This window comes from Sodalis endosymbiont of Henestaris halophilus (genome assembly GCF_900161835.1).
GTDB lineage: Bacteria > Pseudomonadota > Gammaproteobacteria > Enterobacterales > Enterobacteriaceae.
This window is the reverse complement of the sequence record NZ_LT897836.1, coordinates 391,207-412,234: the sequence shown is the minus strand read 5'-3', so window position 1 is coordinate 412,234 and position 21,028 is coordinate 391,207. Positions and strand designations below refer to the sequence as shown.

At 38.3% G+C, this 21,028-nt stretch carries 10 protein-coding genes; 9 read left to right on the top strand and 1 reads right to left on the bottom strand.

Annotated elements, in window-relative coordinates:
* The first annotated feature begins 452 nt into the window (after positions 1-452).
* From aroQ to thiL, 9 genes are all read left to right on the top strand, one after another.
* Positions 453-908 (top strand): type II 3-dehydroquinate dehydratase, encoded by a 456-nt coding sequence (aroQ, locus tag HBA_RS00855; RefSeq protein WP_097032174.1) that lies wholly within the window; start codon positions 453-455, stop codon positions 906-908.
* Between the two features lie 17 nt (positions 909-925).
* Entirely contained in the window at positions 926-1,390 is a 465-nt protein-coding gene (gene accB / locus HBA_RS00850) for an acetyl-CoA carboxylase biotin carboxyl carrier protein (RefSeq protein ID WP_097032173.1), read from the top strand.
* 12 nt (positions 1,391-1,402) lie between these two features.
* Entirely contained in the window at positions 1,403-2,752 is a 1,350-nt protein-coding gene (accC, locus tag HBA_RS00845) for an acetyl-CoA carboxylase biotin carboxylase subunit (protein ID WP_097032172.1), read from the top strand.
* 5,801 nt (positions 2,753-8,553) lie between these two features.
* Positions 8,554-10,290, top strand: a complete 1,737-nt coding sequence (locus HBA_RS00840) for an AAA family ATPase (RefSeq protein WP_097032171.1) — start codon at positions 8,554-8,556, stop codon at positions 10,288-10,290.
* 81 nt (positions 10,291-10,371) lie between these two features.
* Positions 10,372-10,890, top strand: coding sequence for a bifunctional 3-hydroxydecanoyl-ACP dehydratase/trans-2-decenoyl-ACP isomerase (gene fabA / locus HBA_RS00835; RefSeq protein ID WP_097032170.1), 519 nt, complete (start codon positions 10,372-10,374; stop codon positions 10,888-10,890).
* Positions 10,891-15,089: 4,199 nt separating this feature from the next.
* On the top strand, positions 15,090-16,226 hold the full coding sequence (gene ribD, locus HBA_RS00830; RefSeq protein ID WP_097032169.1) for a bifunctional diaminohydroxyphosphoribosylaminopyrimidine deaminase/5-amino-6-(5-phosphoribosylamino)uracil reductase RibD: 1,137 nt from the start codon (positions 15,090-15,092) through the stop codon (positions 16,224-16,226).
* Between the two features lie 86 nt (positions 16,227-16,312).
* Positions 16,313-16,789, top strand: a complete 477-nt coding sequence (gene ribH, locus HBA_RS00825; RefSeq protein ID WP_097032168.1) for a 6,7-dimethyl-8-ribityllumazine synthase — start codon at positions 16,313-16,315, stop codon at positions 16,787-16,789.
* A gap of 13 nt (positions 16,790-16,802) precedes the next feature.
* Positions 16,803-17,222, top strand: a complete 420-nt coding sequence (gene nusB, locus HBA_RS00820; RefSeq protein WP_097032167.1) for a transcription antitermination factor NusB — start codon at positions 16,803-16,805, stop codon at positions 17,220-17,222.
* Between the two features lie 84 nt (positions 17,223-17,306).
* A complete protein-coding gene (thiL, locus tag HBA_RS00815; RefSeq protein ID WP_097032166.1) occupies positions 17,307-18,275 on the top strand; it encodes a thiamine-phosphate kinase in 969 nt (322 codons plus the stop codon).
* An 874-nt stretch (positions 18,276-19,149) separates the two neighbouring features.
* Here thiL and dxs read toward each other — a convergent pair.
* The gene (gene dxs, locus HBA_RS00810) at positions 19,150-21,015 is read right to left on the bottom strand and encodes a 1-deoxy-D-xylulose-5-phosphate synthase (RefSeq protein WP_097032165.1); all 1,866 of its coding nucleotides are present in this window, start codon (positions 21,013-21,015) and stop codon (positions 19,150-19,152) included.
* Positions 21,016-21,028: the final 13 nt, after the last annotated feature.

Here is a 21,028-nt window from a genome sequence, read left to right as displayed (position 1 = left end):
TGCTGTTACCCCATGCGTATCCAAATTATGGATACAGCATGAATTTCAATAGCTCTAACTAATAGAGCACAATTTGTATTTTTTTTATCTTGATGTTACTTCATTATCTATGGTTAATCCCAACCATCTTTAGCGTTAACGCAGATGGTGTATATCGTAGCAGAGTTAGCAACCGTATGGTCTTACGATATAAAAATTTCGAAGATAGCGATGAAAAACTCAATTTTCACTTTCGTTATAGCAAGCAATTGCGTTATCTTGCTCCTGCAGAATGCAAACTGGGAAAATTTATCTTCGTGGATAGCTACAGTAATTTGCTTTTTAAATCTAACGTATCATTATAATTCCTGACTAGAGGAAAATCCTCAATCAAATATCAGCTAAAATAGCAAATCGTTTACCGTTGGCTACTTTCTACAAAGTAACATAAATTAAAGGGAGATCGCCGCATAATGACAGATAAGTTATACATTTTGCTTCTCAATGGCCCGAACCTGAATTTACTCGGCACACGTGAACCAGAAAAATATGGTTATACCACACTTACCGATATTATAGATAATATGAAAGAACTGGCAGGCAGCCTGGGAGCAGAACTCAGCCATTTTCAATCCAATTCTGAGCATGCGCTGATCGATCGTATTCATCAGGCCCGTGGCAATACTGATTTTATACTTATCAACCCCGCAGCGTTTACTCATACGAGCATAGCCTTACGCGATGCGCTGTTAGCAGTAAACATCCCGTTTATTGAGATTCATCTCTCTAATGTGCATGCGAGGGAACCTTTTCGTCGTCACTCCTATCTGTCCGATATTGCGGTTGGCGTGATATGCGGCTTTGGCACCGACGGATATCACGTAGCTTTACAGACGGCGGTCAAACGCCTGCCACATCTAATTCATTAGAGCATGGAACCCCACTCATGGATATTCGTAAGATCAAGAAACTAATTGAACTTATTGAAGAACACGGCATTTCCGAGCTGGAAATTGCTGAAGATGAAGAATTGGTTCGTATTAGTCGTGCTACGGCGCAAATGACATATCCGATGATGCAACAGGCTTCTATCCCTTCGGTGCAGCAACCTTCCACAGCGCCGGTTTCTACCGTACCTGTCGCAGAAGAAGGCTCTACCGTGCCAGTGACTATGAACGGTCATCTTGTGCGCTCGCCGATGGTAGGGACCTTCTACCGTACCCCTAGCCCAGATGCTAAACCTTTCATTGAGGTGGGGCTAAAGGTTAACGTTGGCGACACTCTTTGTATCGTTGAAGCCATGAAAATGATGAACCAAATTGAATCAGACAAAGCCGGCGTAGTAAAAGCTATCCTGCTAGATAATGGTCAACCGGTTGAATTCGACGAGCCACTGGTCATCATCGAATAAAGAGGTACCAAAATGCTAGATAAAATTGTCATCGCAAACCGCGGTGAAATTGCATTGCGTATTTTGCGCGCGTGCAAAGAACTTGGTATCAAAACCGTGGCGGTACACTCGACCGCCGATCGTGACTTAAAACATGTTCTGTTAGCTGATGAAACTATCTGTATCGGTCCGCCGCATGCAGTGAAAAGTTATTTCAATATTCCTGCCATTATATCCGCGGCAGAAATCACCGGTGCGGTGGCCATCCATCCTGGCTACGGTTTTCTTTCTGAGAATGCTGATTTCGCCGAACAGGTTGAGCGTTCAGGCTTCATCTTTATCGGCCCAAGAGCTGAAACCATTAGACTAATGGGCGATAAAGTTTCCGCAATCGACGCGATGAAAAAAGCTGGAGTCCCCTGCGTTTTAGGTTCCGACGGTCCAATTGGTGAGGATATGGATAAAAACCGCATCATTGCTAACCGTATAGGATATCCGTTGATTATCAAAGCCTCAGGCGGCGGAGGGGGGCGCGGAATGCGGGTGGTAAATAGAGATGAAGAGCTAGATGTCTCTATACGCATGACCCGTGCAGAAGCAAAAGCCGCGTTTAACAACGATATGATCTACATGGAAAAATACCTGGAGAATCCGCGTCATATAGAAATTCAGGTATTGGCTGATAATCAAGGCAGCGCTCTTTATCTAGCGGAACGAGACTGCTCCATGCAACGTCGTCACCAAAAGGTAGTAGAAGAAGCACCGGCTCCAGGTATCACCGAAGAATTGCGCCGCTTTATAGGTGAACTATGCGCAAAAGCATGCGTGAAAATTGGCTATCGAAGTGCTGGCACTTTTGAATTTCTCTACGAGAATGGTGAATTTTTCTTTATCGAGATGAATACACGCATACAGGTAGAACACCCAGTTACCGAAATGATAACCGGCGTAGATCTCATTAAAGCACAGCTAAGAATTGCTGCCGGACATCCATTGCACTTGAAGCAAGAAGATATAAAAATATCTGGACACGCGGTAGAATGCCGAATCAACGCAGAAGATCCGACAAGCTTCTTGCCAAGTCCGGGCAAAATTACCCGGTTCCACGCGCCAGGCGGCTTGAGTGTACGCTGGGAATCGCATATTTATGCCGGTTATTCAGTACCACCCTATTATGACTCTATGATAGGCAAGCTTATTTGTTTCGGTGAAACTCGTGACATAGCCATTTCTCGCATGAGAAATGCACTTTCAGAACTAATTATTGACGGCATCAAAACCAATATTGATTTGCAATTGAAGATCATGCATGACAAGCATTTCCAGCAGGGTGGTGCTAACATCCATTATTTAGAAAAAAAACTTGGATCACTACCAACCTAAATGACAGGAGACTCTTTATGTTTGAGTGTTAAAATTAAGTAATCTCTAAATATTCCGTAATTTTTTGAGATATATCATCTATTTTAACAAATATTTTATTGACGAAACTTCCGCAAATTTACTGCGAAGTACAGCATGTTCTCCGATGCTCATCCTGGCTAATCGTTTCATTTAGCTGTTAGTGATGTTTACTTAGCTATAATAATATATAAAACCTGGTGTTAAAAAACAATCAATTTAGCTTAAAATAACTTTTCTGTGGTATTAAATGCCCTTCATCCATCTATTACGATTAAAGTGACAGATAACGTATCGAAATATTTTGTATGAGTGTAGCATGATACGCAGTAATATGATAATACAGTTGGCAATTTCTACTGTTCCCTGGAATTTTCTGCTATCACTGTATGTTTTTTTATCTTTTGTTAAGTGCTAGGCTATCTTACAAAAAATTACCTTAGTAATCGTCCATTCACCTAATGTTTCTTGCCAATTAATATATATCAGTGTCTGCTATTTCATTAACGTATTTGGGCGAGGCGTATTACAATGATCTATTCTAGATACCTATAATTTAGTTTCTAGCGCAAGAGTATCCTGCGAAATCCTGAAAAAATTTGTTATTCTTGTACTCAATCAATCATAGTCATTTTGACTGATAAGTGCCTAGCAGGCTTTTGTAGCCTGCTATTTATGGCTATTAATGCATCAAAATTGCTGTAAAATACGGTTATCATCCTCTTAAAATACTAGCCTGATAATTTCTGCATCAGTATTGTGCTCTATTTATATCTATTTAAGGCGGATGAGCGCGCAATTCTGTTCAATGACGCCTATTTATTATGCTTATAAGCACCCATCATCCTGTTTGTAACGGTGATCCAGGTTTTAAACCAAAGGGGCGTGGCGATCGCAAAATGCAAACATCTAGATCTTGTGTGTTAATTTTATTATACAAAGAGTATGACATTATCTTATAGCAATTTATGAAATCTTGTTGGATCCTAGTGGTATTTTAATGCCGTAACGTTATACGAATAATGCGGCATGCTAAATTTTATCCCTACAGAAAAGTGGTTAACGACCGCGTTATCATTAACCTTATTATCATAAGTAGTGTGATGTATTCCATGCACCTATCGTACGCTAAAAATTATGATCTGGCATTTAACTTGTAGACAAGCAGTGGGCACCAAACTTTATTGGTGTTAACGCCATATACCTATTGGTATTTTTGAAAGATTACGACTGCTCTACCCAGTGCTTATGACAAGAACCTATTTGCCTTGGGTAAAAACTAAAAAATTATCTTCACTAGTCTATTAAGAAAAGCATTTACGATAACCGACACGTGCGTAAGTTATATTTTAAGATACTCACGATACTCCTTAGTGACAAGCCAGTTTCCGAAAAAGCACTTACAAGGAAATTACCGATACATTTATCCATTGACCTGTTATTAGCTTGTATGTATAGGACAAGATTGATATGGCCATTGTGGTGGAATGCTCTCTACATAGCAATTCATTGCTAGCTGCCTGTTTAGTTTACAAAATAAAATATTGGAGGACAAAATTGGGAAAGAGAATAGATAAACAATTTTCATTTTATTCGCTTAGACGAAAGACTATGGATATGTCTAGCTAGTCGGCACAGCATACCAAATCTGTAAGTGGTAAATGTGTGCGATGCTCAATTCTTGTCTCGTATTTTGTAGCGGGACACATATCCGAAAATTAATTTTTGTCTGCAAACCTAAAAGCCTTGAATAATATGACAAGAAAATGATTAATTTTGACTGTGGATCTGTTCATGAGGGTAATTTTACTCTAAACGATAGGAGCGGTTTACACGTGTCGTGATTGACACGCATACGATCTATATACAAGGTTGAGAGATTAGCGATAAAGTTCATCGCAACAGAATGACGGAACATTTGGGTATTATATCTACTAACAAACGTAGCTGCATGGAGAGTTACTACCATATCTTATAGTAAAATACCTTATTCAAACAACTGCGTGAACTAGAGTTTTTTATTTTGTTGTTATTCTTTTGCCGCGATTAGAAGATTTTCTTGAGTTATTTAGTTACTTAGTAAGGCAGAACGTAATCATAGCACATAGCTAATAAGTATTAATATAAGTTATTATCACAAGAAAATTAATAATAAACTACACTCACTATGTATTTATTGTTATATCAACATCGTATTCAGTAAATCTTTATAGCAGCATGACATGACACCATCGCCGTGCTATTTTAACGATACCGTGCAGTGCAAATAATCTTGAGTTATTTAATAGTATATTTCCTTGCAGTTATTATAAGTAATAATATTTCTAAATATTCTATAAAAAGATGATGTACTGTAATAGGTAGTAGTGCTCATGTAAACCCAAGGATTTTAGACAAAATATTGTTATCTACATAATGATAAAATTTTATTGCCGGTTTCGTTAGACAAAGGTTAAATATGCATTAATGAAATATCTTAATATAATACTTATAGCCCAAGAAGAAAATTCTTCATCGGTCATAAGTACATGCAATACCATTGAGAAAATAGTAGAAAACAGCTGAACCGAAGGCTTTATAGGCAACTATTGCACGTTTTAATAAAAACAAACAAAATTATATTTCAACAACGCATAAATTCTTACGTATTAACAGTAAAATTTGTTAATACGTAAACATAAGAGTGCGCAAAATCTATGTAACTAGGTACAACAAGCATTAAAATTATTTTCCTCAACTGCAAGGTCTAAGATGTTAACAACTTCTATCATTTGATGTTGACTGAAGTAAAACTATACCTCAGTTAAGTATGATCATAAAATAAGCACGCGATAATTACACTCTAGCCGTACAGTTTTTATGGGCATTAACTGTACGAGCACCTTGCGTAAGTAGTTAGAAATATTGCATAACATAATAAAAAATAATTTTTATTATATAAATTACTAGTTAATCTTATAAAGATTAAGCATAGAATTATTCTATTAAATAACTAAAAGTAAATTCAAGCATTTAAAATATATAAAGTTTTATTATATAAAATGCATAAATGCATAATACCTATGGAATTAAAAAATAAAATTAAGAACATGTAGCAGGCAGGGGTCTGTGCTCTACTTGCATTCTTTATGCAATATAAAACTAACATCCCTAATAATAAATTAAAGTAATTATCAAGAACACACTTACTAACAACACAAAATATTTTAAGTTAATACGCTATGCCTACTATTTATAGGCACAACGAATGACCTATAAATATTATAAATATTTATAAGAAGTCTTCTAATTAGATATACGTAACCGAGACAATCATTTCAACTGTAGCCTATAGCTGAATTCATAGTGGTTATTTTATTTAATATCGTATAGGTTAACACTCACCCCTGCTTTATCTCATTTTGATTAACTAATAGTTAGGCAACTAATTTAATGTTTAATTTAAACTTGCAGTGACCAATATAGTAATAAAAATATTAAACGTTAATGAAATATTGCTAAATCATGAAAGTCAGCTATTAGGTTATTAAATAGTAAGACAAAAACCTTTATCACACTTAGAGGAGATTTCGTTAAAATTACACTTCTACCTAACAAATTGAATTACCTACCATAAAGATAACATCTTGAAGCAAGGCATTGAATCTAAAAAAACTACGGCTTTTTATATCAAACTCAGCTAATAACTATAGATCATTAATAACATCAGAGCGTAAATTTTAATCACATTTTGTGCTAGATATTTATCGCGTTCACTTCCGCCCACGGCATTGCCGTACCTATCAGGTTGATACTCAAGTGCATCATTAAAATACAAGCGCTAAGTCAATTAACATGTAAAAATACAGCCTCTTCTCGATCGCCCGTTCGCAGTTAAACTAATAGTCAGGTTTAGTACAGCTATCTCACTGAGATCTGGGAAGGAACGTGCTAAATTCACACATAGATGGTAATGCATTTTCTTCTCCAACCCACAGGTGAAGCGATAAAATCTAAATGAACATGGTTGGTAAATAACCATGCAAGCTATGCAACTCATTTGGGAACTGCGCAAACTTGTTAGGTTTGCCTAATTGTTTGATTCAGAAAAAAATATTACACTCAACAGTAACTATCCGCATATTTTGTAAAGTTATTGAATGAAAGCTTAATCTCAATCGGAGCAATGACTACTGAGATAACAGTTAGCTGGAGCTGGTTGTCAACTATCTAAAAATAGAAAAATGTTTAAAACAGCGAACTATTAGAAACTTACTTATGCCGTGTCTGATATAATACACTTTCATTGTATCATAATGTGATACTATAGAATGTTATTAGGATCTAGGTCTTAATGAGAAGTATGGGTTTAACGACAAACGAACTAAAATGCGAGGGTACTACCTAAATATTCACAGATAAAATATTGGTTATTTATTGATTACTGAAGTACAACAACTCACGCTGCTATAATAACATACTGTACGCGATAACTATCTAATTAGTGATAAAAAAGCGTTTTTTAGACTACGGCGGACGGCAGAAACAATCGATATACGATACTGCGAAATGCAGTATCCTCATCGTTAGTAAGATTAAATACATTTTATAATTGGCAAAAAGTAGTATGAAACATCACGAGGAACAAGAGATTTCTTGCTGTACTAAGAAGGGGTTTGCCTATAAATTAATAAAGGCAAACACTAATGCTTTGACATTCACCTAATGTCCTTCTCTATCGCTACGATCCCTGATATAAGCATCTTCATTTAAATATTGCTAAATGTCTATTTGTATTATGTGCGGTGGTAAATAACACGTTATATAAAAACTTATATGTAATAAGGCATGAAGACCGTGTGGTTAAAATAAGATTGAGCGCAGTGTTGTAGCATGTTTAGCGCTTACTCCTTAACAAAATTGCAAGCTGCTATTTTGGCGCACTTACAACTAATTGTATGCAAAGAATTTTATAGTTAAAATCTAGTTTAATGATATTTACTTAAAGTAAATGTTTTAAACGGATTTATTATATTTCTACTATTAGTAATAGTCTACGACTATTCATCATACAATACCCTAATTCATCTTGATTTTATATATTTGTCGTAAGTATCTATTTATACGCAAAGCATAATATTTTGCTTTGGTCAGCTGTGTTTTGTTAAGGATATTCTTTAAGGCACGGCGCAAAGAAGATAAAATATTGTATTTTTCCTTTAGTTACGTATAGTTAAGCACATTTATAGTAGTTTCTGACAAGGTGTTTCTACGTTGCTGGTTCAACATAGCAAGCTGTTGCTAAACCAGGTATTTGAGATTAATGAATTTTTACAGGATGTTGATGCGCAGTGTTATAAGACTGCTTAGCTACGCACGAATGATTTGTGTAATGTAGCTTTTCAGCCCGTAAATCTCATATGTGCAAATGTAGGTTATATATATTCCATTAATGAATAGTAACAACAAGAAAATAGTGGTAAATTTCATTTTTACGTTATTCTTATAATAACAGAAATTGCCCTTTAACGGTATGTTTTTATTAGAATTGACACTTTTAGTTGATTTCTAGATTTTTGATCTACTGATATTTTAGAGAGACACAACTGTAATCTTGTAACTTGTGCCTAATAATATAATTGTTAGTTTTTTAATTTAAATAACTATCTATCTGTACTAATTATTTTGTATATGCGCATGAGGATATATGTGGATTAATGCAAGTAGGAAGCAAAAAAACTAAAACTAAGCAGTGTTTCTGCTTATATAATTAAAGATTTCTTAAAAGAATATTATTTAGCATCTTGATAAAAAAAAAATTAACATGGAAACATTTACTGCCCGATCTGACCTGTTTCGCATCGGTATTTGATCAATCTTGCCCGCCTCTCTTTAATCCTATGGCAAATCTTCAGACTCGCCTCAAAGAGGGATTAATACAATTTTGCCATTCGTGCTCTCCTAGCCGTTTCATGCTGTTAAAGGCGCCAGAAGAAGATGAATATCTTTATCTCATTGCTGAAACAATTAAACAAATGTTACCGGCATTGGATCAACCTATCGGTAGCCGATATGTTATGACCGCAATGGGCATTAGTGAACAGCCAGCGACTACGATTGAAGATAACTTTGCCGCGCGTGAAACATGCGTGTGGCAGTCTTGGGCTGAGCATGAGCAGATATTTGGCGCGATGCGCTGCTATAAAGATGTAATCGATCTGCAGCCTGGCCTCGTGCATCGCGCTAACGGCGGTATTCTCATCATCGGCGTTCACTCGTTAGTGAACAACCCTATACTCTGGCGACGACTCAAACGAATGATCTTGCATCAGCGCTTTGATTGGCTACCGCCATATGCAAGCTGTTCATTACCAATTTCCGTACCGTCGATGCCGCTAGATTTACGGCTGATTGTGGTCGGGTCTCGTGAAGGATTAGCTAGCCTTAGCGATTTAGAACCTAATCTTAACTGTCTAGCACAGTATGGCGAATTTGATTCTGAATTGCACATTGCGGGAAAAAAGGAAATGAAGCAATGGTGCGTTTGGGTTAGCACCCTAGCGCGGCGCTATGAATTACCGCTACTAAGCAATGATGCTTGGTATACACTGGTGCGACAAGCAGTCCGTTATAGCGGCGATCAATGCAAACTTCCATTATGTCCGCAATGGCTTATACGACGTATGAAAGAAGCGATGCTTTATAGCTCAAAGCAAACACTGACCGCTTCGGCATTTACCGAAAGTGATCGCATCAAAATATGGTGCGAAAGTTATTTCCGCGAATGTATGCAAAGCGAAATTGCAGAAGGTCAAATCATGGTAAAAAGCGAGGGATATGTTGTCGGACAGGTGAATGCCCTTTCGGTACTAGATGTACCAGGCTACCCGCTGTCGTTCGGCCAGCCGTCTCGCATTAGCTGCGTAGTACATTTAGGTAACGGTGAAATAAATGACATCGAACGCAAAGCAGAACTAGGCGGTAATCTTCATGCTAAAGGCATGATGATAATGCAGGCATTTTTAATGTCAGTACTCAAGTTAGAACAACCACTACCCTTCTCCGCTTCGCTGGTTTTCGAACAATCTTATGATGAGGTAGACGGAGATAGCGCTTCGTTGGCTGAAGTGGGAGCGCTTATTAGCGCGCTGGCGGATAAGCCTATTAATCAACAAATTGCTGTCACTGGTTCAATAGATCAATTCGGCCACGTACAACCGATCGGTGGCGTTAATGAAAAGATAGAAGGTTTTTTTGCTCTATGTCAAGCGCGTGGGCTAACCGGAGCCCACGGGGTGATTATTCCTACCAAAAATGTGCGACACCTTTGCCTGCATGACGATGTCATCAAGGCAGTTCGCGCAAATCAATTTTCCCTTTGGGCAGTGGATACTATTGATGAAGCTCTGGCAATTCTGACCTCGATGCCATTTAACAACGAAAAACTTCCAAGTCTAATAGCATCAATACGCGAGCGTATAGCCAATGTTAATTTGCACGAAAGGAAACGTTTTCCTTGGGGCTTACGCTGGTTAAATTAGTTTACCTAAAGCGAAGGAAATTGTTAGCGTCCTTACACGTCGAATGGTATGCGTAACTCAATAATTAAGGTTTAAATAAACATGGTAGATAAACGCGAATTTTATACCAAGGAAGAACTGCTGGCGTCTAGCTGCGGCGATCTGTTCGGCAAAGAGGGCCCACAATTACCGGCTCCGAATATGCTTATGATAGACCGGGTAGTAAAAATGACCGAAACTGGTGGCAATTATAATAAAGGTTTCGTAGAGGCAGAACTGGATATTAACCCGAATATGTGGTTTTTCAGTTGCCATTTTATAGGCGACCCGGTAATGCCAGGCTGTTTGGGGCTAGATGCCATGTGGCAGCTAGTAGGTTTCTATTTAGGATGGTTAGGTAGAGAAGGAAAAGGACGAGCGCTGGGTGTAGGCGAAGTAAAATTTACTGGGCAAATTTTGCCGAGCGCAAAACAAGTAATTTATCGGATCCATTTTCGTCGAGTGATAAACCGCAAATTAGTGATGGGTTTGGCTGATGGTGAAGTATTGTGCGACGGAAATATTATTTATGTAGCGAACAATCTAAAAGTTGGCTTGTTCAAAGATACAACAACCTTCTAATGCTAGTTGTGTATGTAATTACAAACGTGTATAATGCACTAATTATGTGCGCTATGACATAAATAATTACTTATACATTATGGTTTGTTATTTAAAATTTTCTTAGGATATATCGTTCTCATTAAGAACATTTTAGAAATAAACATTTTTATCTCGTTACTGAACGCATGGTGAATTCAGTACCGTGGCAATGCCAGTAATAATTTAATAGCGAGCACGATCTTAAAAAGAAGTATTTAAATCTAATAAAAGCAATAAAAATTAAGTTAGTCATGATAGATAAGTCAAATACTACATTAAAGCATCAATGGGCAATCATAAAAATGATAACATTTTCATAGCCTGTCGACGAGCGTTATAACGGCTTCAAGATACAGGAAGTATCTTGAGTAGGGATAACTCTCTGCCCCTAATTAGCAGAGTTATCCGTCTCCTATTTCTAACCACGGAAAACATGATACTCTCCATAGAGTATACAATACTGTAATTTCTTACTAGCTTATGCCATGACATAATAAATTTATAGTAAACTATGATTACTAATTTATTCGTAGCCATACTTGATAAGTAGATGCTTTGTCATTGTTATTTATTGTTTAATATAACACATGTAGAAATATATTATTAAGCGAGACAATATGTTGTATGAAGCCAATTCCTATATAATGTGAAATCGATAGACATACTAACAATTAGAAAACAGCGTGACTCTTACCGAGAAACTTAAGCTAACAGCATTCAATATGTAATTTTAAATCGGACGTCAAGCAGGGTATCTATCCTGATTGTCTTGCAGGCTGTCAGGAAGAAAGCAAGGCACTAAAGAATCACCTCTCTTAATATTGCACAAGATATGTGCGATAGTATCCTACCTTAGAAGCTTGTTATTAAGCATTTCTATCCGCATATGTGTTAAATACTTCAAACTCATAAATGGTTTATACAACAAATTCTTACGGGTTTTGTTTATGAGCAAAAATAAACGAGTTATATTTCATTACTACTTTGTTTCTTAACATACTGTAATTATTGTAATTAATACTTCCATACGCATAAATCATGCTGATATATTAACATATATCAGCATAAGCAATAAATTTGTGACGTATAGAGCTCATGAAACCTCTACTACTTATCTCTTTGTGATAACCAAAAGTAAACCTAAAGGTAATATGAAAAACATCTTATGCATAAAGATATGATGATTTTTGATGTTACATTAAAGTATAATCATAATTTATCTAACATTTCTTACATTAAAATGAATATTATTTAATATAATAAATTAATTATTACTTATTTTGTGCACAGGACCTAGTGTATTATAATACATGCATAATAACTTGATTAAATTTTAATCTATCAATATAAATCAAGCACATCATAAGATGATCAGAGAATCTTCATTTAATATAAACTAAAATAAAATGATTACTTTAATATAATCAAGAAACATTGCTATTGTTGCAAAGTTACAAATGATTGCTGAGATTGAGCTAAATACACACTTATATTACTGACTATACGGTAGTTAACATAAAATAAAATATTTTAATGATTAAGTCATAGATTAATTAGTAAAATTAAATAATTTATTCACCTCCTGATTCCTGGTTAATTATTTAATAAACATTAGGTTGTTATTAAGAACAATATTTATGAATCTTACTATTACACAAATAGATAAAACCAAAATGGTTAGATAAGTAATTATACTAATATCAGAAAATGAAGTTGCTAAATAAGCTTAAGTAGTAATAGTAAAATCTTTAACGCCTGAGATCATAATATTCATTGAGTTATTTATTTTAAAGCAGCATGTATTATAATTATTGCTGTTTTGAATTTTTAAAATAATGTTATATTCATAAAATAAAGAGGAAGGTATAAACTATATAATAAATTATTAATTATTACTTTAATTAAAAATGTGTGGTCAGTTAATAAAAACTACAATCATACATAAATATACTGTTATAACTTTTATAAAAACAAATCGTCTAAGCCAGTTAATTACTCAAACATAAAATAAAAAATACAAATATATTTGTAGCTGAATTATCGGTAGATAAACTCAGCACTACACTGCCAGATATCAGTGCCATAACTATATCAAATTTGACTAAGTAGTTTCAACGCAAATTGGCAATCAAGAAGAGATAGTATCATCCCGTATTTCACCTTGCCTTTGTATTTATGCATTGATACTTAAACATTATTTATTCGCTCGCTTATCTATATATAGACTAGTAAAATACCGATCTTTAACCCCTAGTGGTAGTAGGTTAAAATAAAATTAAAGCTTTTGGTACCCAATGGGTAACTGTTGTTGCCATCGTTACAAGATTTTACCAAACTGCGTTTAATCATGCACTTCAGAATCAAGATAATTGATGCGATAATATTGCGATATGTAGTAACTAAGATACAGAATAAAAATCTGACACAACAAAGCGATTAAGCTTCACGCTCTGCGTTTGTTAATTACAACAACTTCTTGAGTAAATTACGCATTAATAGCCTTGAGGCCATTTTGATATTTATTCTTCATTTTTATTTTTAATGTTATCTTTCCATAACTATGAATTTAATTTGTTTTGCGGTTGATAAAATATTAGCGACATTTTCCATCAACTTCCGAGTTGGAAATTTTTATCCGACTACTGATCAATCAATAACTCGTGTGCATAGCTTTAATAACACTCTTTATCAGAAGAATGTTAATCAATGACCAGTTTATTCATTTTGAGTTTTAGTTCAGTAGTACATGCTTAATTTTTATTACCTATAAAAATTTTAAATAAAACGCCTCAATTTAATTAGTTAATTTTAGAATGCAGTTATAGTTATGGTATTGCTAGGAATGGCCGTAAGGAGTTGTTCGAAGTTCAAGATAGGTTTTAAGAGACACACTTAATGTAACGTAAATGTTTCGATAGACTAAGTGCATATTATTTAATTTATATTTCTTATGCTTAATATAGCACACAACGCTCTTGGCGTTTAGCATATAATATCTAAAGATATTATCTTTTTACTCTTTACAAAAGCGTGGGGTAAATATAACGGCTAATGTATTAGTTTATGATCTACAAAAATGCAACCTAGATTGTAAAAGTGGAACCGCACGATGATTATGAATAACAGAGAAGCGCTAGATAGCTAATAAAGCTCTTGAGATGTAGTGTTAGCAACAATGTCCACAAAGTATCATGTATGGTTATAGCGTATTGAGAAATAAAGAAAATAATTTTGATAACCTAAGATTTTCTGTTAGATATTTAGAGTAAAAAACAATAAATAAGATTGCATCGAATTGCCGGATACAGTGTAAGCATAGACTGCCGACGCGCAAATAAGGCTTGCAAGAAAAAATACTTGCCGATATAGTATTTATTCTACTGAAGTTTGCCGCTTAAGACAGCCATAGCCGAATGAGAAGGACTTGACATTCTTTACTTTTAGAATAGAGAATTATAGATTAAAGAACAAAAAAAATAGAAAAGAAATTCTAATCTAAGTAGAGTGTTACTCTAAAATTAAGTTAAATTTAAAGCTGAAGCAGTATTAAAAAGTCGCTTCTAATTCTTCCATAAATATAAGTCGTTTTGTAGAACTAACGCTGCTACAAGGACTGCTGCTTTTTAGTTTAGTGGGAGTATATTAGCACTACTCCTATACAGGATGATCTGACCAGAAAATATTAGATATAGCCCGTTTTGTTCTGCAGTCGATACTTAAGTGATTGATTCCCAGCTAATGAAGGAAAGGAATCCATGTTCGGCGCCGCCGGCAATGTGCTATTTCTAATGAAAGATTGGCAACGTAATGAAAGATTACACAACCTTTGAAGTAGTGTAAATCATGCTGCGTAGAAGCATTAAAAGCAATGACAGGTGCGAAACTTTTAACGAAGAAAAGTTCTGTGTAACGCTTTTAAAAAATTACTGGAAAACAGCCGATACAGGCTGCCGATACCAAAATGGTAATCAACTACATAAAATAATAACTTAGCGCTACAGATGAGCGCTAAGTGTCGAGCAAAATAATCTGTGATTATGTGATGGAATAGCTAAAAAGATAGGTAAAGTCACATATATTAGTTTTCCTTTGTTTATCAAGTAGTTGTGGATATATGCAAGTTCAGCGAAGGGGTAACCCGACTACAGGACTAAACGTCAACTCTTAAGGACCATCCCATGGAGCATGATGAATTTTTTCTCTCGCGGGCATTGGAACTAGCGTGGCGTGGCCGCTTCACTACATCGCCTAATCCTAACGTAGGTTGCGTTATCGTTCGCGATGAACGAATTGTGGGCGAAGGTTACCATCAACGCCCCGGAGATCCGCACGCCGAAATCTATGCTCTACGCTGGGCGGGAAAAGCAGCGCGCGGCGCCACTGCCTATGTTACTCTTGAGCCCTGTAGTCATTACGGCCGCACATCGCCCTGCACCGATGCACTTATAAATGCCGGAATTGTGCGGGTGGTGGCTGCGATGATTGATCCTAACCCGCAGGTGGCAGGTCGAGGTTTCTGCAAGTTAGAACAAGCAGGCATAGCATTACGCCATGGTCTAATGCTGCCGGAAGCGGAAGCGGTAAACCCTGGCTTTCTAAAACGCATGCGCACCGGTTTCCCGTGGGTCAGACTCAAGCTAGCGGCATCGCTTGATGGTCGCACTGCTATGGCATCAGGGGAAAGTAAATGGATTACATCGTCCGAGGCACGATGCGATGTCCAGCGATGGCGGGCCGAAAGCGATGCTATTCTTTCCACCGCCGCCACAGTGATGGCAGACGATCCTGCTCTGACAGTGCGCTGGCAGTCACTGCCGGAAGATGTCCAGAATCTCTACCCAGAAGAGCAGTTACGTCAACCTGTGCGGATCATCATCGATACCGCTAACCGCGTAACGCCCTCGCATGTAGTCGCACAACAAAAAGAAGGGCAAACCTGGCTGGCGCGCCTTGATCCGGATGATCTGCCGTGGCCTGCGTCCGTATCGCAGCTTAAAATACCTGCGAACGAAAAGACAGGTGCTACCCATATTGATTTAATGGTGCTAATGATGCAACTTGGCCGCCGTCAGATTAATAGTCTTTGGGTGGAAGCAGGCGCTAGTATGGCGGGCGCGTTACTAAGCTCTAGATTAGTAGATGAATTGATATTGTACCAAGCACCGAAACTGCTTGGGTCCAACGCGCGCCCGTTATGTCTTTTGCCTGGGCTACAAAAACTTAGCGCTGCGCCAGAATTTACGTTGCTTGATATTCGGCAGATAGGACCAGATATCCGCTTACGTTTGAAGCCCGGCAATAGCGCGCTTAATTAACCCGCGCAGCGGTAAAAGCGTTATGTTACAATTTGCTCCTCCAGACAATTCAAACTATTTATTATTGTAACTTTGTAAGGATAATCATGAACCTTCTTGAAGGTGTTGTTGCAGCGCCTAATGCGCGCATAGCAATTGCTATTGCACGTTTTAACCACTTTATCAATGATAGTTTACTTAATGGTGCCATTGGTGCCCTTAAACGCATCGGACAGGTAAAAGATGAAAACATCACCGTGGCCTGGGTCCCTGGCGCCTACGAATTAGCGTTAGCGGTCAATGTGCTAGCCGACAGCAAAAAATATGATGCTGTAGTAGCGCTGGGCACTATTATCCGTGGTAGTACCGCACATTTTGAATTCGTCGCTGGTGAATGTAGCGCGGGTCTATCCGCTGTCGCCAGTCGCACAGCAATGCCTGTATCATTTGGGGTGCTGACTACTGAAAATATCGAACAAGCTATTGAACGCGCTGGTACCAAAGCCGGTAACAAGGGCGCGGAGGCCGCACTTACCGCACTCGAAATGATCAATTTATTGCAAAGCATAAAAGCGGCAAAATAAAGGAGATTTTTTTGTGAAACCAACCGCTCGTCACCGTGCTCGTGAATGTGCCGTCCAAGCGCTTTATTCGTGGCAATTATCACATAACGACATAGCTGATATTAAAGTTCAGTTTTTAGCTGAGCAAGATACGTCAGATGTTGACGTCGATTATTTTCGCAAGTTATATGCCGGCGTGACAACTAATGCTACAGAACTGGATAAGTTGATGTCGCCCTATCTTTCACGTCAATTAATAGAACTTGGTCAAGTCGAATTAGCTGTGTTGCGCATTGCGCTGTTTGAATTGAGCAAGCGCAAGAATATACCTTATAAGGTAGCTATCAACGAAGCGATCGAGCTGGCCAAAACCTTTGGTGCTGAAGAGAGTCATAAGTTTATAAATGGTGTGCTAGACAAAGTTGCTTTAAATCTTTGCTCCGATAAGAAATAATAATAAATGGTGAGGTAAGGATTGTGCCGTATCCCCGATCCCACCGTTACGCTATACCTACACAAATGTAACATTTAACAAAATATGGCATGTAGTGAATTTGATATTATTGACCGTTATTTTAACCGTATTCGTAGCACGCGTCAGGATGTGATGATGGGCATCGGTGATGACTGTGCACTACTATCGGTAGATGAGAAAAAATGGATTGCAGTCAGTACGGATACTTTGGTAGCAGGTACACATTTTCTGCCTAACATTAGTCCATCCCATTTAGGATATAAATCGCTCGCAGTTAATCTCAGCGACCTGGCTGCAGTGGGAGCCGAGCCTGCCTGGCTGTCGCTAGCACTAACCTTACCCTCAGTGGATGAAAGTTGGCTCGTCGCTTTCAGCAACAGTTTGTTCCAGCAACTAGATTACTACCATATACAGCTGATTGGCGGAGACACCACCCGCGGTCCACTCAGTCTTACGCTTAATATCCAGGGTTTAGTCCCAGCTGGTTGCGGGATAACCCGATACGGTGCCAAAATCGGAGACTGGATCTATGTCACCGGCACTCTGGGAGATAGTGCTGCAGGCCTGGCAATCCTAAAAAATCGCCTGCAAGTAAATAATGTTAAGGATCGTCAATATTTATTGACTCGCCATTTGCGCCCACAACCGCGCATTACAGAAGGCCAAGCGATACGTAACCTAGTGAGCGCTGCCATTGATATATCCGATGGCATCATCACGGATTTACGCCACATACTTTCTTGTAGCGACTGCGGAGCTCGTATCAATATTGACGATATTCCTACTTCTATGGCGCTACTGAGTCACGTCACACGCAATCAAGCTATGCGTTGGGCACTCGGCGGCGGCGAAGATTACGAACTGTGCTTTACGGTACCAGAAATTAATCGCGATGCGCTAGATGTCGCGTTAAGCCATACAAATACGCAACTTACCTGCATTGGTCAGATTATACCACGTAGCGAAGGTATTCAATTAATTCAACATAACCAGAGAGTTGAATATGACTGGGATGGGTATAATCATTTCTAACTGAAAAAATAGTAAGCGAAAAGGATGAATATACCGTGCCCAGGCATTTATTAGCGATATATTTCGGAAAAAGCATGCACTTATATTCATCCTTGTCTTAGATGTCTACTTTTATCACTAAACTGCGAAGTTTTACAACCGGCTAAGATCATAGCTGCATTATTTTGGGATAAATTTGTCAATACGTATATTATCTTCATATTCTTACAGGTAAAAATGGCGGTGTGGGTTAGCAATATTTTACTATTTCAGTGCCAAATATCTAGAAATAATATATTTGCTGGTTCGATAGCTGGATACAGCGCTCATAAAACGCACCTTATCAAATTTGGAATGACTCCATACAAATATGCCTTCTCTAGTTTATTTCTCCGGCTAGGTGTCATAGTTACAACTATGCATTTGCAATAACTTTACGTAATACATGTAATAAGCTCGTCAGGATATATCGCGATTAGTAAAAGACTTTTGCTGCTATCTCAGCACATTAGTTATTTATATAGCAACAATTAATGTTACTATCTACTTCTAGTTCATGCTAAAAAAATGTCAAAGCACTTTCTTTCAGTTGTGCGCTAAGATTTTTACCAAATAACATATAGCTAAAACATAAAGGAAATACATGCACAGATTAGCATGACATAATAGAAGTATGCCGTATGATACGGGAATGCCGACAACCGATTAATATCGTATGTAACTAAAAGCATAAATAGCGAATAAACAGGAGACAATAACAAAATCAATAATAATTAGAAAACACGTAGTCAAACAGGTGCAGACAATCTAAAGTTGATAAACTGCCAAAAAAAACTGACATGAATACCAACACAAGACGAAAAATATCCGCTAAAAATTAATACCCCGCGCCAGCTTAGCCCAGCCAATCCTCAATTTTTTGGCGAATCCCCGTATAGTCGAGACCCAGATCAGAGCGGATCTCTTCTTGGCTACCTTGGGGTATAAAATAATCTGGCAACCCGATGTTTAATACCGGTATACGCAGCCGTTGATTCATGACGAATTCGTTGACGCCGCTGCCAGCACCACCCATAACAGCATTTTCCTCAACTGTCACCAGTGCTATATGGCTAGCAGCCAGTTCTTTTATTAGATCGCCGTCAAGCGGTTTGACAAATCGCATATCTACGAGAGTAGCATTTAACACTTGTGCTGCCTCCTTAGCCTGCGGAAATAAGGTGCCAAAATTGAGAATAGCCACTATGGCACCCTTGCGATGCACTAATCCTTTACCTAACGGCAATTCATGCAGCTCACTGAGAATAATGTTAGTACCTTTGCCTCGCGGGTAACGAACCGCGCTTGGACCTGCTTGATAGTTATAACCAGTGTGCAACATAAGCCGACATTCGTTTTCATCGCTAGGCGTCATAATAACCATATTGGGTATACAACGCAGGTAAGATAGATCGAACGCACCTTGATGGGTCTGGCCGTCGGCGCCTACCACGCCACCGCGATCGATAGCAAACAGCACCGGTAGATTTTGAATTGCTACGTCATGAATTACCTGATCGTAGGCGCGTTGCAAAAAAGTAGAATAAATGGCGACTACTGGGTGATAACCACCAATCGCAAGACCAGCGGCGAAGGTGACCGCATGCTGCTCAGCAATTGCAACATCAAAATATTGATGCGGATATTCACGTGAAAAAGCAACCATGCCAGAACCTTCGCGCATAGCGGGTGTGATAGCCATTAATTTATCATCTTCAGCAGCAGTAGCGCACAACCAATCGCCAAAAATGCCCGAGTAGGAAACAACACATCCATCGCTGACTTTTGGTAGGGTACCAATTTGTGGATCAAATTTCGGCACTGCATGCCAAGTAATAGGATCTAGCTCTGCTGGTGCATACCCGCGGCCTTTTTGGGTTATGATATGCAGCAACTGCGGTCCTTTCTTAACACGCATATTTTTTAAAGTTTGCACCAGACCATGTACATCATGTCCGTCTATCGGACCAATATAGTTAAATCCTAGCTCCTCAAACAGTGTACTAGGCACTACCATGCCTTTAATATGCTCTTCAGTACGCTTCACTAACTCTTTGATAGGCGGAATGCCGGACAGCACCTTTTTACCACCCTCTCGCAGGGTAGTAAAAAGTTTGCCCGACAAGATCTGCGCCAGATGCTTATTAAGCGCTCCAACATTTTCTGAAATAGACATCTCATTGTCGTTAAGCACTACCAATAAATCTGATTTTATATCACCGGCATGATTCATAGCCTCAAAGGCCATACCAGCGGTAATAGCACCATCGCCGATTACACAAACTGTTCGACGACCCAAACTCTCATGCTCCGCCGCTACCGCCATGCCAAGCCCGGCGCTAATGGAGGTTGCGGAATGACCTACCGATAGCTGATCGTATTCGCTTTCGCCACGCCACGGAAACGGGTGCAAACCGTTGCGATGGCGGATAGTCCCAATACGATCTCGACGTCCGGTTAGAATCTTGTGTGGATAGGCCTGATGACCGACATCCCAAATTAATTGATCGAACGGTGTATTGTACACGTAGTGTAGAGCCACCGTCAATTCTACTGCACCCAACCCCGAAGCAAAATGACCACTTGAGCGACTCACGCTATCAAGCAAAAATTGCCTTAGCTCGTCGCACAGTTTTACCAAACTTTCTTTAGGCAACTTGCGTAACTCTATAGGATTATCGGCCAGTATCAACGTTGGGTATTTCTTTGCATCAAGGCTCATTGGAATACTCATT